The organism is Paracoccus sp. SJTW-4, from assembly GCF_047716885.1.
GTDB lineage: Bacteria > Pseudomonadota > Alphaproteobacteria > Rhodobacterales > Rhodobacteraceae > Paracoccus > Paracoccus solventivorans.
The window spans coordinates 1,232,295-1,246,325 of the sequence record NZ_CP136681.1; the positions used below are offsets into that span (position 1 = coordinate 1,232,295).

Here is a 14,031-nt window from a genome sequence, read left to right on the forward strand (position 1 = left end):
AAGGAAGAAGCACCCGGGCGGGGTTCCCCTTTGCGCGCCGGATGGCTAGCTATCCGGCAATCCCACATCCGGGTGAAAGGGCGGGGCCATGTCGTTTTTCTCGAAGCTGCGCGAGCGTCTGACCAAATCCTCGTCGAAGATCGGCGCCGGGCTGGATGATATCGTCGCCGAAGCCGCGGTGGCCGAACCGCCTGCCCCCTCGGCCCCCGCGCCGGAACCCGAGCGCCCGGGGCTGATGGGCCGGCTGCTGGGGCGCGAAACGGCGCCGGCCGAGCCGCGGCGCGAGCTGGACGACACCATGCTCGAGGAACTCGAGGACATGCTGATCGCCGCCGACATGGGAACCGAGACCGCGCTGCGCGTCACCGCCAATATCGCCGAGGGCCGCATGGGCCGCCGCATCGGCGCGACCGAGCTGAAACAGGCGCTGGCGGACGAGATCACCCGCATCATGGCCCCCGTCGCCCGGCCGTTGCCGCTGTATCCCAAGAAACCGCAGGTGGTGCTGGTGGTTGGCGTCAACGGCTCGGGCAAGACCACCACCATCGGCAAGCTGGCCAGCCAGCTGCGCGCGGCGGGCAAGACCGTGGTGATCGCGGCCTGCGACACTTTCCGTGCCGCCGCGGTCGAGCAGCTGCAGGTCTGGGGCAGCCGCGCCGGCGTGCCGGTGCTGGTGGCGCCGCAGGGCTCTGACCCGGCCAGCCTCGCCTATGACGCGATGGTGCGGGCCGAGGCCGAGGGTGCCGACCTGCTGCTGATCGACACCGCCGGCCGCCTGCAAAACCGCGCCGACCTGATGGAGGAACTGGCCAAGATTGTCCGCGTCATCCGCAAGAAGGACGAGACCGCCCCCCACAACACCCTGCTGGTGCTGGACGCCACCACCGGCCAGAACGCGCTGAGCCAGGTCGAGGCGTTCCGGCGCATGGCCGATGTGTCGGGGCTGGTGATGACCAAGCTGGACGGCACCGCCCGCGGCGGCGTGCTGGTCGCGCTGGCCGACCGCTACGGCCTGCCGATCCACGCCATCGGGGTGGGCGAGCAGATCGACGATCTGGACGCCTTTGCCCCCGACGAGTTCGCCCGGGCGCTGGTCGGGCTGTAATCCCTTACCAGTGCGGCGGGCGCTGCTCGGCCAGCGGGACCTGCCCCTCGGCCAGCTCGCGCTCGGCCTCGCGCTCCATCAGCAGCCCGACCCGGCGCGACATCGCGCGCAGGGTGGCGTCCTGCCGCGCCACCACGTCCGACAGATCCTCGACCATCCGCTGAAGATGCGCGATCCGCTCTTCCAGCGCCTGCAACTTGTCCATGCCGCCCCCTTCCGCTAATCGGTCCCCGCACAGCAGGAATATGCCCATGGCCAAGGACCCCAAACCGCGCCGCCCGCGCGCCGAAACGCCCAAGGGCTTTCGCGACTACTTCGGGCCGGACGTCACCGAACGCAAGGAGATGCTGGACCGGATCGCCGCGGTCTATCATCTGCACGGCTTCGACGCGCTGGAAACCAGCGGCATCGAGACGGTCGAGGCGCTGGGGAAGTTCCTGCCCGACGTGGACCGTCCCAACGCCGGCGTGTTCGCCTGGCAAGAGGAAGCGGTGCCCGGGGGCGGTTCCGGCGACTGGCTGGCGCTGCGCTATGACCTGACCGCGCCCCTGGCCCGCGTCGCGGCGCAATACCGCAACGAGCTGCCGGCGCCCTATCGGCGCTATGCGATGGGGCCGGTCTGGCGCAACGAAAAGCCGGGGCCGGGGCGTTACCGGCAGTTCTATCAATGCGACGCCGATACCGTGGGCGCGGCCAGCGTCGCGGCGGATGCGGAAATCATCGCCATGCTCGCCGATGCGCTTGAGGCCGCGGGGATCGCGCGCGGCGATTACCTTGTGCGGGTGAACAACCGCAAGGTGCTGAACGGGGTGCTCGACTCGATGGGGGTCAGCGATCCCGACACCGCCGCCGACGTGCTGCGCACCATCGACAAGTTCGACAAGGTGGGCGAGGTTGGCGTGCGCGAGCTGCTGACCACCGGACGCAAGGACGCCTCGGGCGCCGAGATCGAAGGCGTGGGGCTGGACCCGGCGCAGGCCGAGCCGGTGATCGCCTTCCTGACCTCAAAGGGCGCGACCAACGCCGCGACGCTGGACAATCTGCGCGCAGCGGTGGGGGCCTCGGCCGTGGGGGCCGAGGGCGTGGACGAACTGGCCCAGATCGCCGCGCTGCTGGACGCGGGCGGCATGGGCGCGGACCGCGTGGTCATCGACCCCTCGGTGGTGCGCGGCCTTGGCTATTACACCGGCCCGGTGTTCGAGGCCGAGCTGACCTTTGAAATCCTCGACGACAAGGGCCGCAAGCGGCAGTTCGGCTCGGTCGCCGGTGGCGGGCGCTACGACGATCTGGTCGAACGCTTCACCGGGCAGAAGGTGCCGGCCACCGGGGTCTCCATCGGCGTGGACCGGCTGCTGGCGGCGCTGCGCGAAAAGGGACTGGCCGGGGCGCAGGCGCAAGGCCCGGTCGTGGTCACCGTCATGGACCGCGAGCGGATGGGCGATTACCACGCCATGGCCGCGGAACTGCGCGCCGCCGGCATCCGGGCCGAGGTCTATCTGGGCAACCCGAAAAACTTTGGCAACCAGCTGAAATACGCCGACAAGCGGGCGGCGCCGGTCGCCATCATCCAGGGCACGGACGAGGCCACGCGCGGCGTGGTGCAGGTCAAGGACCTGATCCTGGGCGCGAAGATCGCGGCGCAAGCCTCGGTCGAGGAATGGAAATCCCAGCCCGCACAGGTCGAGGTCCCCCGCGCCGATCTGGTCGCCACCGTCCGCGGGATGCTGGCGTGCGAGACGGGGGCGCAATGATCCCGCGCACCGCCAAGGCCGCGGCCGGCCGGCGCATCCTCGAGGCGTTCCGCGCCGCCGGGGCGATCGAGGTCGCCCCCGACATCCTGCTGCCCGCCGACACGCTGCTGGACTTGTATGGCGAGGACATCCGCGCCCGCGCCTATCTGACCACCGACCCGATCCGGGGCGAGGTGGTGCTGCGCCCCGATTTCACCGTGCCGGTGGTGCGGATGCACATGGCGGGCGGCGCCGAGCCCGCGCGCTACTGCTATCTGGGCGAGGTGTTCCGCAAGCAGGACCACGGCGACACCCGTCCCGACCACCCCCGCGACAACGAATATCTGCAGGCCGGGTTCGAGCTGTTTTCCCGCGACCCCGACGCCGATGCCGAAGTGTTCGCGCTGTTCCATGCCACCCTCGCCCCCTGCCGGCTGGCCGCCACCATGGGCGACATGCAGCTGCTGCTGGACGCGGTGGCCGGGCTGCCGCTGTCCGAGCCGCGCCGGGCGATGCTCGCGCATCACATCTGGCGGCCGCGGCGGTTCGAGCGGCTGCTGGAACGGTTTTCCGCGCCCGAGACTCCGCGCCGCTTCGCGATCAACGGCGCCCCCTGGACCGGGCTGCGGACCGAGGCCGAGATGCTGTCCCGCATCGCCCGGCTGGAAGCCGCGGCCGAAGGCCCGCCCCTGCCCCCGGAATGGCGGGTGCGGCTGCACCGGCTGTTTTCCGTTGCCGGCCCCGCGCCGGCGGCGCTGGACGAATTGCGGGTGCTGGCCGACCACCTGCCCGCCATCGCCCCGGCGGTCGAGCGGTTGGCGGCGCGGCTGGCCGCGCTGTCGGCGCGCGGCATCGACCCGGCGCAGGTGCGTTTCGACGCCAGTCACGGGCGGCAGACCATGGAATATTACGACGGCATGACCTTCAGCTTTACCGCCGAAGGGCGGGCGGGCTGGCCGCCGGTCGCCTCGGGCGGGCGCTATGATGCGCTGACCCGGGTTCTGGGCGCGGGCGCGGCGATCCCGGCCGTGGGCGGCATCATCCGCCCCGGGCTGGTCGCGGAACTGGAGGGCGCGGAATGCTGAAGCTGGGCCTGCCCTCCAAGGGCCGCCTGATGGAGCAGAGCTTCGAGTGGTTCTGCGCCCGCGGCATCCGCCTGTCGCGCGCGGGATCGGACCGCGAATACGCCGCCCGCGCCGAGGGAATCGACGGGCTGTCGCTGGTGCTGCTGTCGGCGGGCGAGATCCCGCGCGAACTCGCCGCCGGCCGCATCCAGCTGGGGGTGACCGGCACCGATCTGGTGCGCGAGAAACTGGCGGGCTGGCGCTCGGACGTGGTGGAACTGGCGCCGATGGGCTTCGGCCATGCCGATCTGGTGCTGGCGGTGCCGTCCTGCTGGCGCGACTGCGAGGGGCTGGACGATTTCGCCGCCATCGCCCGCGATTTTCGCGCCGCCCACGGGTTCCGGCTGCGGATCGCCACCAAATATCACCGGCTGGTACGCGCCTTCCTGTCCGAACACGAGGTCGCCGATTACCAGCTGGTCGACAGCCAGGGCGCAACCGAGGGCACGGTGGCGAACCTGACCGCCGAGGCGATCGCCGACATCACCAGCTCGGGCGAGACGCTGCGCGCCAACCACCTGAAGATCCTGCCCGACGCGCTGATCCACGCCAGCCAGGCGACGCTGCTGGCCAACCGCAGCGCCGCCGCCACCGCGCCGATGCAGGCGCTGCTGGCGCATCTGGGGCTGGCGCAGCCGCACTGACCGCGGGACGGCCGGGCTTGCGTCGCCGCCGCAAGGGGGCGCTGCCCCCGTCCCTGCGGGACTCCCCCGGGATATTTGGGACACGGTGAAAGACCGGCGGCCGGGACCGATTCCGGCGGCCGCGCGTTGACCGGCATCACCCGCACCAAAGGAGGAGTGTCATGGTCAACGCCAGCGACATCAGGGAACACATGGAAATCGTCGGCGCCGACGGGGTGCATGTCGGCAAGGTCGATCACATGGACGGCGACCGCATCAAGATGACCCGCAAGGACCCCGAACACGGGCAGGACAGCAGCCACCACCACTATGTGCGGCTGGCCGCCGTGGCTTCGCTGGACGGCGGCAAGGTCTGGCTGTCGGCGGATGCCGCCAATGCCGAGCAGCTGTTCGAGGAAGAGGACGGCTCTCCGGTCGAGTACGAATGAACGAAGGGCGCGGCTCCGGTGGAAACCGGCCCGCGCCCGTTCTTCCTTGCCCAAATATCCCCGCCGGAGGCTCCGGCCGCACCATCCGGCGCAGCGGGTCCGGGTGCGGCCGGGCGCAGCCGTCAGCGAGAGGCGGGGCCCAGCCGGGTGCCGTTGGACGGCTCGGTCGCTTGGGCGTCGGGGCGGGCCGCCAGCGGCGGGCGCTGGACGAAGGCCGGGGCCGGGCCGGGCTCGGGCGTCTCGGGCGCGGCTGTGACTGTGGCTGTGGCGGCGCCCGGGTCGTCGAGTTCGGCGTGCAGTGCAGGGCGGCTTTCGGCAGCAGGCACCGGCGCCGCAGCGGGGCTTTCGGCCAATGATGCTGAGGGCGCGGCCGGGGTGGCGCGGGGGGCGGCCTCTGGCTCCGGCACGGTCGCAAGCGAGGGCAGCCGGCGGCGGAACACCAGCACGTTGTGATAGACGGTGGTGCGGCTGGTCAGCCCGCTGCGTTCCTCGCAGGGCAGCGTTTCCGCCCGGATATATTCCCAGCCCGCCGCGGCCATGCGGTTGATCTCGACGGTCAGGGCATGGGCAAAGCGTTCCGCGCCCGTGCGCGCGCCGCGGGTCTTTTCGCCGCGGGCCGGGGCCGGGATCACCGTGTATTCATGTTGCTGCACGAGAGCCTCCGCTGGGTTTGGGCAGGTCAGGATTAATCCATCCCGCCTGTCCCCGCCAGACTCGCGCAGGATTCCCCTGTTCACGAAACGGGGCGGTGGCCGATGCGCATTTTGCCGCACGCCATCGGCAGCGGATTCCAGCTATAATTAGATCATTCGAATATTCAGAGGATGCGACATATGAAGAGATTCCTGTTTTCGGCCGCGCTGGCCATGGCCCTGCCGCTGGCGGCCGCAGCCCAAGAACCGTTCGACGCGCAGAAGGCCGGGTTGTCCCAGCCCGTGATCGCCATCACCATGGCGCTGGCGCAAAATGCCGACGCGCTGCAGCTGACCGACGAACAGCGCGCGGCAGTCAAGGCGTGGATGGACGAGATGCCGGCCAAACGGATCGCCGTCGAGCGCGAAACCGTAGCAATGCGGACGGAACTGCGCCAGATGATCGCCGCAGGCGCGCCGGTCGCCGAGCGCGAGGCGCTCGCCGCCCGGATCGGTGCCAAGGAAACCGAAATGGCAATGATGCGCTCGGCCTGCGTGGATCACTGGCGCAGCGTCCTGACCCCTGAACAATTTTCCGAGTTGCTCCGCTTGGCCGGCGTGACGGAATAGCGCGCTGGCGGCCGCAGCGGCGGCGTCCCGGCGCCGCTGCCCTGCTCCAGATCGGGCGGCCGCTTCTCATGGGCGACAGCCCCTTCCCTCCTGCAGCACAGGCCGCCGCAGCGCCGGCAGGATGCTGCAATCGGCGCCGCCACATAAAAGCCGGCACCGCAAGGCGCAGCGGCGGCTACAGCCCCAGCTTCTTCGCCACCAGCTCGTTCACCGCGGCGGGGTTGGCCTTGCCGCCGGTGGCCTTCAGCACCTGCCCGACGAACCAGCCGGCCAGCTTGGGGTTCGCGCGCGCCTTTTCGACCTGTGCCGGGTTGGCGGCGATGATCTCGTCCACCGCCGATTCGATGGCGCCCAGGTCGGTGACCTGCTTCATCCCGCGCGCGGCGGCGATTTCGGCCGGGTCGCCGCCCTCGGTCCAGACGATCTCGAACAGGTCCTTGGCCATCTTGCCCGAGATCTCGCCCGAGGCGATCAGGTCGATCACGCCGCCCAGCTGCGCGGCGCTGACCGGGCTGTCGGCGATCGCCAGCCCCTGTTTGTTCAGCCGGCCGAACAGCTCGTTGATGACCCAGTTCGCCGCCTGCTTGCCGTCGCGGCCCCTGGCCACGGCCTCGAAGTAATCGGCGTTCTCGACCTCGGCGGTCAGCACGCCCGCATCGTATTCCGACAGCCCCAGCTCGCGCACGAAGCGCGCCTTCTTGGCGTCGGGCAGTTCCGGCATCGCAGCCGCGATTCCGTCCACCCATGCCTGCTCGATCTCCAGCGGCAGCAGGTCGGGGTCGGGGAAATAGCGATAGTCATGCGCATCCTCTTTCGAGCGCATCGACCGGGTTTCGCCCTTGTCGGGGTCATAGAGCCGGGTTTCCTGCACCACCTCGCCGCCATCCTCGATGATGGCGATCTGGCGGCGGGCCTCATACTCGACCGCCTGCTGGATGAAGCGCATCGAGTTCATGTTCTTGATCTCGCAGCGCGTGCCCAGCACGGAATGATCGCCGGTCTCGCGGAAACGCTCGTAGGCGCCGGGCTTGCAGACCGACACGTTCACGTCGGCGCGCAGGCTGCCGTTCTGCATGTTGCCGTCGCAGGTGCCCAGGTAGCGCATGATCTGGCGCAGCTTGCCGACATAGGCCGCCGCTTCCTCGGGGCCGCGGATGTCGGGGCGGCTGACGATCTCCATCAGCGCGACGCCGGTGCGGTTCAGGTCGACGAAGGACAGGTTCGGGTCCATGTCGTGGATCGACTTGCCCGCATCCTGTTCCAGGTGGATGCGCTCGATCCGCACCCGGCGGGCGATGCCGGGGGCCATGTCGACGATGATTTCGCCCTCGCCCACGATGGGGTGGTAAAGCTGGCTGATCTGATAGCCCTGCGGCAGGTCGGGGTAGAAGTAGTTCTTGCGGTCAAAGGCGGAAAACAGGTTGATCGCGGCGTTCAGCCCCAGCCCGGTGCGCACCGCCTGTTCCACGCAGAACTCGTTGATGACCGGCAGCATCCCCGGCATCGCCGCGTCCACGAAGCTGACATTGCTGTTCGGTTCCGCGCCGAATGCGGTCGAGGCCCCCGAAAACAGCTTGGCGTTCGAGGCGACCTGCGCGTGCACCTCGAGCCCGATCACCAGTTCCCAGTCGCCCTTGGCCCCGGCGATGACCTTGGGTCCGGGTGCGGTATAGGTGAGATGGTCGAGCATTCTGGCCTCCGGCAGGGTTGCGCCGGTTCTATTGCCGCAAGGCCCGCACGGCAAGTGGCGCCGCGCGGTTCCCGGGGGCTTACCTGCCGTTCATGATCGGCAGGTTGTAGGTGCGGCCGCCCTTGACATAGGTGATCTTGCCGTCGCCGATCTTGTTGATGGCGCCGCCGTCGATCTTGTCCCCGATGCGCACGGTGACGATGCGGCCGTTGCGCAGGCGGATCAGCCCGCGGCTGGCGCGGCCGGCGCCGATCACCCCGATGACCTGGGTCTTGCCGGCCTCGAACCCGCGCTGGGTGGCGTTGCGGGCCACGTCGCCGGCGGTGGTGCCCTGCGCGGCTTTCTGCGCGATCTCGGGTTCGTCATCCACCTCGGGCGGGCGGTAGGAGCCCTGCGAGGCGATGGCAGCCTGGCGCTCGGCCTCGGCCTGGGCCCGGGCGCGGGCCTCGGCCTCGGCACGGGCCTGGGCCTCGGCCTGCGCGTCGGTCTGGGCGCGGGCGCGGGCGCGTTCCTCGGCCTGGCGCTGCAGCTCTTCGTCGCGGGCGCGTTGGGCGAGATCGTCGGCCGGCGGGGCGGCGGCGGCCGGCGGGGCCGCAGAGGGCGCGGCCTCGGGGGCCACCTGCTGGCGGGGCGAGGGCAGCGGTGCCACCGGGCGCATCGCCGCCGCCGCGGCGATGGCGACCGCCTCGGCCTCGGCGTCGCGGACCGGGGCCAGCGCGGTGGCGGCGCGGGCCGGCTTGCGCAGCGGCGCGCCGGCGCTGGCCAGCGGCCGGCCGGCGGCGGGGTTGGCGCTGGCAACGGCCTCGGCCAGGGCGCTGGCCACTGCGGTTTCAGAGGGCGCGCCCGCACGCCCCGGCCGGGGGCTGGGGCGGTTGCCGGCGACCGTGGCGCGGGCGGGGGCCTGCGCGGCCGGCGCGGGCGCGGGCTTGGCGGCCACCGCTTCGGCAATCGCCGCATCGACGGCAGAGGCGGCGCGGCCCGGGCGGGGGGCCGGGCGGGCCTGCGCCAGCAGCGGACCGCGGTCGGCGACGGGCGCCGACAGCCGCCGCAGCGCAGGGTTGAAGGCGTAAAGATCGGCCAGCAGCGCATCCGCGGCCACCGCCTCGGCCGCAGTCATCTCGGCCGCGGTGGCGGCTTCGTTGGCCGAGCCTTCCTCGGGGCGCGGCGCCGGGCGGGCGCTGGACGGGCGCGGAGCCGTGGCCGCAGCGGGAGCCGCAGCGGGGGTTGGGGTCGAGGCGGCGGCGGCAGGCGCCGCCCGGCGCGCGGGCGGCCGCGCCGCGGGCGCGGGGCGCGCGGCCGGGGGCGGCGGTCGCGCCGGGCGCGTGGGCTGGCTGGTCGCAGCCGGGACCGTGGCCGCGGGCGCGCGGGTGGCCGCCGGGGCCTGCTGCTGCCGCACTGCCGCCGGCCGGCTGCTCGGCCGTTCAGAGCGGGTCAGCGCCCGCCGCCCCGGCACCACCGCCGGCAGTTGATCCGCCGTCGCCGCAGGCGGCGCGGCCGCAGGCTCGGGCCGCCGCGGCGCGAGCGCCGGCCGGCCGGTGGCGGCAGGCGGGGCGTTCGGCGCGGTCGCCGTGGCGTCTGCCAGGGTGCCGCTCTCGCTGGCCGGGGTGGCTCCAGCGGGGGTTGGGGCGGCGAGCTGCGTGGCGTCTGCCGCGGTGCCGGTGGACGCTACGCCTTCACTCGCCGCCGTGGTTCCGGCGGGGGTTGCAGGGACAGTGGCCGCCGGATCGGCGCCGGTGACCGTGGCGGCGGGCGACGTGGAATCGGGCGTCGAAGCCGGAGCCCTGGACGCGGGGGAGGTTGCAATGGCTCCCGGAGTCGCGGTCTCGACGGCCGCGCCTGTTTCGGGCACCGTCGCGGCAGTCCCCGGCGCCGCCGCCGGATCGGTGGCGGAAGTGGCGCTACCCTGCGCTGCCGGGGCCGGCGACCCGGCCGCCACGCCGCCGGTGGCAGAGGCGGTTGCCGCCGGAGTGCCGGCCGCCGGCGTATCGACAGCGGGTGCGCCACCAACGGGAACGCTGGCGGCGGAAGTGCCCTCAGTCGGGGAAAGCGGCGCCGCGGCCCGCGCATCGGTGGCTGGGGTCCCGCCCTCCGGCCCCGACGAAGCGGGTGCGGCAACGGTGCCGGTGGCTGGAACAGGCGATGCAGGCGGTGCAGAAGGCGCAGGAGTGGTGCCAGCCGCAACCCCGGGGGGGCCGCCCTGCCCTGCCGTCCCGGTCGCCGTCGTGGCAACACCGGTGCTGCCCGCCACATCCGGGGTCGAGGCCATGTCCGGCCCGCGCGTCGAGGGGGTGACAAAGGCCCAGATCAGCGTCAGCCCCAGCAGCAGCGCCCCCAGCATCACCAGCAGCGCCCCCACCCCGCCGCGAGAGCCGGGATGGCGTTCGGGCAGCGCCGGGGCCTCACCCCGCACCAGCCGCGCCGCGGCGGCCCGGTCCAGCACCGCGCGGGCCCGCGGCGACAGCTCGGCCGGAACCCGCGGCAGAATGGGGGCCTCGTGCTCGGCGATCAGATCCGAGGGCGGCGGCGGGGGCGCCGTGCGCACCGGCCCGGCCGGCCCGACCCGCGCGGCGGCAAGCTCATCGGGAAGGAAGGCGGTGACCTCGGGTAGCGCGGGTGCCGCAGCAGCGGACGCGGAACGGGATGGGCGCGCCGCGGCAGAGGCCGGCTCCGCGGTTATGGGCGCACGGGCAGCGGAGGCGGCCGGCGTCTGCGAAGCAGGCATGGCGACAGTGTCGGCAGGGGAAGCCGAGAGCTCGGTGGGCGCACCGTCCCCCCGGGTGCGGAAGTCCGGTGGAAGGGTGGCAGAGGTCTCGTCAATCTGCGCATGGCGTCCCGGCGCACGGGCAGCGGAGGCAGAGGCTGCGTCGGCCGCAGTCTGCGAAGCAGGCGTAGCAGTAGCAGCGGCATGAGAAGCCGAGAGATCAGCGGGCGCGACGTTCCCCCGAGGGCGAAAATTCTGTGGGAGGGTCTCGGTAGCCTGCGCATGGCGTCCCGACGCAGCGGCACCCGGTGCACCAGCATCGGCCAATGCAGCAGCGTCGGTAGGGGCCTTCGAAGCAGGCACCGCATCCTCGGCCGCAGCGACGGGCGACGCATCCGCAGGCAGTTCGGCATCTGCGCGCGAGGTCCGGGCGACGGCAGACGCACCGACAGCAGGCCCAGCGGCAGTGAGCGCATGGGCAACCGATGCAGCGGCAGCAGGCGGGATATCGCTGGCGGGCACCGCCGACGCGGGCATCGCTGCGCCTGTCGCATGGGGCGCAGATGCTGCGGCCGCAGGCGCAAGAGCAGCAGGCGCACCTGCAGCGGATGCATGAGAGGTCGGGGCATCAGCCGCCGGCATAACGGCGCGGCGATGGGAACCCTGCGTCCCGGCAGCACCTGCGGCATCGTCGGCAGGCGCGGGGTGCGGAGTCTCCGCATCCAATGCCTCCGACACGAGGGACGAGGCCGCTGTGTCGGCTGCAACCGACGCTCCGGCCGTATCAGGGGCGCCGGCCACGGCCGTATCAGAAAACTCGCCCCCAGTCGCATCGGGGAACTCGGCCGCAGCTGCATCAGAGGCCCCGCCCGGCACCGCCGCAGGGGGCTCAGCCGCAGCTGCGCCAATGGTCCCGGCCGGCGCCGCCTCGGGGGTCCCAGCCACGGCTGTATCAGCGGTCCCGGCCTCGGACACAGCAGAAACCTCGGCCGCAACCGCATGAAAGGTCCTGGTTGACACCGCCTCGGGAAACTCGGCCGCAGCCTCATCATAGGCCCCGACCGCAGCCGCCTCGGCGGGCTCGGCCACCGCAGACTCCCGCCGCCCAGCCGCAGCCCCGCCCTCCACGGCACTGTCATCGCCGTCCCCGGCCTGCAGCGCCGCGGCGCCCTCCTCCGACGCTCCGGTCCCGGAGGCTTCCGCCGGCGGCTCAGGCAGGTCCCCGCTCAGGTCCAGATCGCCCTGCGCGGCCGGGGCCGGCAGCTCCTCGGCGTCGACGGCATCGCGGAATTGCGGGGCGGCGGGGAACTGGCCCTCGGCCGGGTCGCCGAGGAAGCCGGCGGCGGCGAAGCCGTGGCTGCGGGCGAAATCCTCGGCCTCGCGCAGGGTCTGGCGGGCGACGGCAGCGACGCGCAGGCGGTCGTCCCCGGCAGGGCGCCAGTCCCAGGACAGCTCGTCCACCGCATACGGGGTCAGCCCGTCCAGCGCCGGGCCCAGATCCGCCCCCGCCGCCGCCGGCAGCGAGGTATAGAGGATCTGGTCCTCGGGGATGATCAGCGCCACCAGCGCCTCGGGGCCGTTGGCGGCCAGGCGGCGCAGCCGCGCCATCTCGGCCCGGAAATCCGGCGCATCGAAGGGCGCGACCGAGACCTCGGTCCAGCGCGGGAACTGGCCGGGCGCGGCCGTCCGTTCCATCAGATGCACAGCATCGCTGCTGAACGACAGGGCAAAATCGGGCGCGGACCGCGTGTTCATGGCCGGTGCTTTTCTGTTCTGGCCGGTCGTCGTTGATCGCGATCCGGTCCGTTGACTGCTCATCCCAATGGATAGCGCAGTTGCACGTCCGTGCAAAGAGAAACACCATATCGTGAGGGACCCTTGCGTCCCAAGCCGGCGTTGCCGAAGCAATGGCAGGAAGGCCCCGCCGCGGGGTCGGAAGAAAGGAATGCACATGGCTTTGGTCTCACGCAAGTTTTCGCTTTCCCGGGGCGCACCCGCGCGGCTGGCGGGGGGCGCGCCGGCAGGGCTGATCGGGGCGTCGGCGGGGCTGCTGGCGGGCGCCGCGGCGTTGGCGATGCTGGCGGCGACCCCGGCCGCGGCCCATCCGATGGGGCATTGCGGGCCGGGCCATGCGGGGCCGGGCTATGCCGCCGGCGCGCCGATGCGGCCGGCCACGATCGACGTGCAGGGCGAGGGGCGCACGAATGTCGCCCCGGATCTCGCCACCGTGTCCATCGGAGTGACCACCCAGGCCGAGACCGCGGCCCAGGCCATGGCCGACAACGCCACCAGGCAAAGCGCCATCATCGAGGTGCTGCGCGCCCAGGGCATCGCCCCCGAGGACCTGCAGACCCAGGGGCTGAACCTGTCGCCGATGCAGGATTATTCGCGCGAGGGGCAGCCGCCGCTGATCACCGGCTACCAGGCGCAGAACATCGTGACCGCGCGGGTGCGCGACATCCCGCAGCTGGGAGCGCTGCTGGACGCGATGGTCGAGGCCGGCGCCACCGATGTGCGCGGCATCAGCTTCACCCGCGAAGATGCCGCCGCCGCCGAGGATGAGGCCCGCGCCGCCGCCGTGGTCGAGGCGCGCCGCCGTGCCGAGGTCATCGCCCAGGCTGCCGGCATGGTGCTGGGGCCGCTGCAATCGCTGACCGACGCCACCCGCTCGGGCGGGCCCCGGCCGATGGAGATGATGATGGCCCGCGCCGCCGATGCGCAAAGCACCCCGATCGAGGCCGGGCAGCTGACCATCACCGCCGCGGTGACCGGGGTGTGGACGATGCTGCCCGCCGGTGCCCAGCCCGCCTGCGGCGGCCCGGGAATGCCGGGCGGTCCCATGGGGATGCCGGGCGGGATGCATGGCGGAATGCACGGGATGCATGGGATGCCCCCGCAGGCGCCCGGCGGGCCGGGCATGGGCCAGCCCGGGCCGGTGCCGGGAAGCGGGGCCGGCACGCCGCCGCAGCCTCCGGCCGCAGCCCCGGCGCCCGTGGCCCCCGCCCCGGGTGCGCCCTCTGCGCCGGCGGCCGCCCCGCAGGCAGAGCAGCCAGCACCTGCCGCACCGCAGCCGCAGCCCGCGGCGCCCGATGCCGGAACCCCGGCGAACTGAGCCGCGCGACGGCACGCAGCAGCGGATGAGGGCGGGGGACCACCTCGCCCGCCGCTGCCCCGGGGCCGCAGCAAACCGACAGGCGGGGCCCTGACCCCGCCTTTTCCATGCAAGCGCGCCCCGTCACCCGGCCTCCCGTCCCCAACGACCTGGCGCCGGGGCGCGCGGCTTGCCGCATCCCAGGGCGCGACTGATCCCATTGCGCTCGGCTTGCGCAGGGTTTATCGGACCGCGA

General features: G+C 72.6%; 11 protein-coding genes. 7 read left to right on the top strand and 4 right to left on the bottom strand.

The annotated features are described in order from the left end of the window. The first annotated feature begins 88 nt into the window (after positions 1 to 88). Positions 89 to 1,105 carry a signal recognition particle-docking protein FtsY gene (gene ftsY / locus RSP45_RS06050; RefSeq protein WP_415393620.1) on the top strand — a complete coding sequence of 339 codons (1,017 nt, stop codon included), beginning with the start codon at positions 89 to 91 and terminating at the stop codon, positions 1,103 to 1,105. 4 nt (positions 1,106 to 1,109) lie between these two features. Here ftsY and RSP45_RS06055 read toward each other — a convergent pair whose 3' ends face one another. After that, the gene (locus RSP45_RS06055; RefSeq protein WP_415393621.1) at positions 1,110 to 1,310 is read right to left on the bottom strand and encodes a SlyX family protein; all 201 of its coding nucleotides are present in this window, start codon (positions 1,308 to 1,310) and stop codon (positions 1,110 to 1,112) included. A 46-nt stretch (positions 1,311 to 1,356) separates the two neighbouring features. Between RSP45_RS06055 and hisS the strand changes: the two genes are divergently transcribed. The 4 genes from hisS to RSP45_RS06075 all read left to right on the top strand — a co-directional run bounded on the left by hisS (position 1,357) and on the right by RSP45_RS06075 (position 5,031). After that, on the top strand, positions 1,357 to 2,856 hold the full coding sequence (gene hisS, locus RSP45_RS06060; RefSeq protein ID WP_415393622.1) for a histidine--tRNA ligase: 1,500 nt from the start codon (positions 1,357 to 1,359) through the stop codon (positions 2,854 to 2,856). Next, positions 2,853 to 3,920: an ATP phosphoribosyltransferase regulatory subunit gene (locus RSP45_RS06065; RefSeq protein WP_415393623.1), complete on the top strand. Its 1,068-nt coding sequence runs from the start codon at positions 2,853 to 2,855 to the stop codon at positions 3,918 to 3,920. Before hisS ends, RSP45_RS06065 begins: the two co-directional genes overlap by 4 nt. Beyond that, positions 3,914 to 4,603 carry an ATP phosphoribosyltransferase gene (hisG, locus tag RSP45_RS06070; protein WP_073060296.1) on the top strand — a complete coding sequence of 230 codons (690 nt, stop codon included), beginning with the start codon at positions 3,914 to 3,916 and terminating at the stop codon, positions 4,601 to 4,603. Before RSP45_RS06065 ends, hisG begins: the two co-directional genes overlap by 7 nt. A 161-nt stretch (positions 4,604 to 4,764) precedes the next feature. Beyond that, positions 4,765 to 5,031, top strand: coding sequence for a DUF2171 domain-containing protein (locus RSP45_RS06075; protein WP_073060301.1), 267 nt, complete (start codon positions 4,765 to 4,767; stop codon positions 5,029 to 5,031). A 122-nt stretch (positions 5,032 to 5,153) separates the two neighbouring features. On the opposite strand, the gene RSP45_RS06080 is transcribed toward RSP45_RS06075, so the two are convergent. Further along, the gene (locus RSP45_RS06080; RefSeq protein WP_415393624.1) at positions 5,154 to 5,684 is read right to left on the bottom strand and encodes a DUF4177 domain-containing protein; all 531 of its coding nucleotides are present in this window, start codon (positions 5,682 to 5,684) and stop codon (positions 5,154 to 5,156) included. 213 nt (positions 5,685 to 5,897) lie between these two features. On the opposite strand from RSP45_RS06080, the gene RSP45_RS06085 reads away from it, so the two are divergent. Next, positions 5,898 to 6,293 carry a Spy/CpxP family protein refolding chaperone gene (locus RSP45_RS06085; RefSeq protein WP_415393625.1) on the top strand — a complete coding sequence of 132 codons (396 nt, stop codon included), beginning with the start codon at positions 5,898 to 5,900 and terminating at the stop codon, positions 6,291 to 6,293. 175 nt (positions 6,294 to 6,468) lie between these two features. On the opposite strand, the gene gatB is transcribed toward RSP45_RS06085, so the two are convergent. Both gatB and RSP45_RS06095 read right to left on the bottom strand, forming a co-directional pair. Then, a complete protein-coding gene (gatB, locus tag RSP45_RS06090; RefSeq protein WP_415393626.1) occupies positions 6,469 to 7,983 on the bottom strand; it encodes an Asp-tRNA(Asn)/Glu-tRNA(Gln) amidotransferase subunit GatB in 1,515 nt (504 codons plus the stop codon). Positions 7,984 to 8,062: 79 nt separating this feature from the next. After that, on the bottom strand, positions 8,063 to 12,439 hold the full coding sequence (locus RSP45_RS06095) for a hypothetical protein (protein ID WP_415393627.1): 4,377 nt from the start codon (positions 12,437 to 12,439) through the stop codon (positions 8,063 to 8,065). A 196-nt stretch (positions 12,440 to 12,635) separates the two neighbouring features. Here RSP45_RS06095 and RSP45_RS06100 point away from each other — a divergent pair, with 196 nt between their 5' ends. Further along, the gene (locus RSP45_RS06100; protein WP_415393628.1) at positions 12,636 to 13,796 is read left to right on the top strand and encodes an SIMPL domain-containing protein; all 1,161 of its coding nucleotides are present in this window, start codon (positions 12,636 to 12,638) and stop codon (positions 13,794 to 13,796) included. Positions 13,797 to 14,031: the final 235 nt, after the last annotated feature.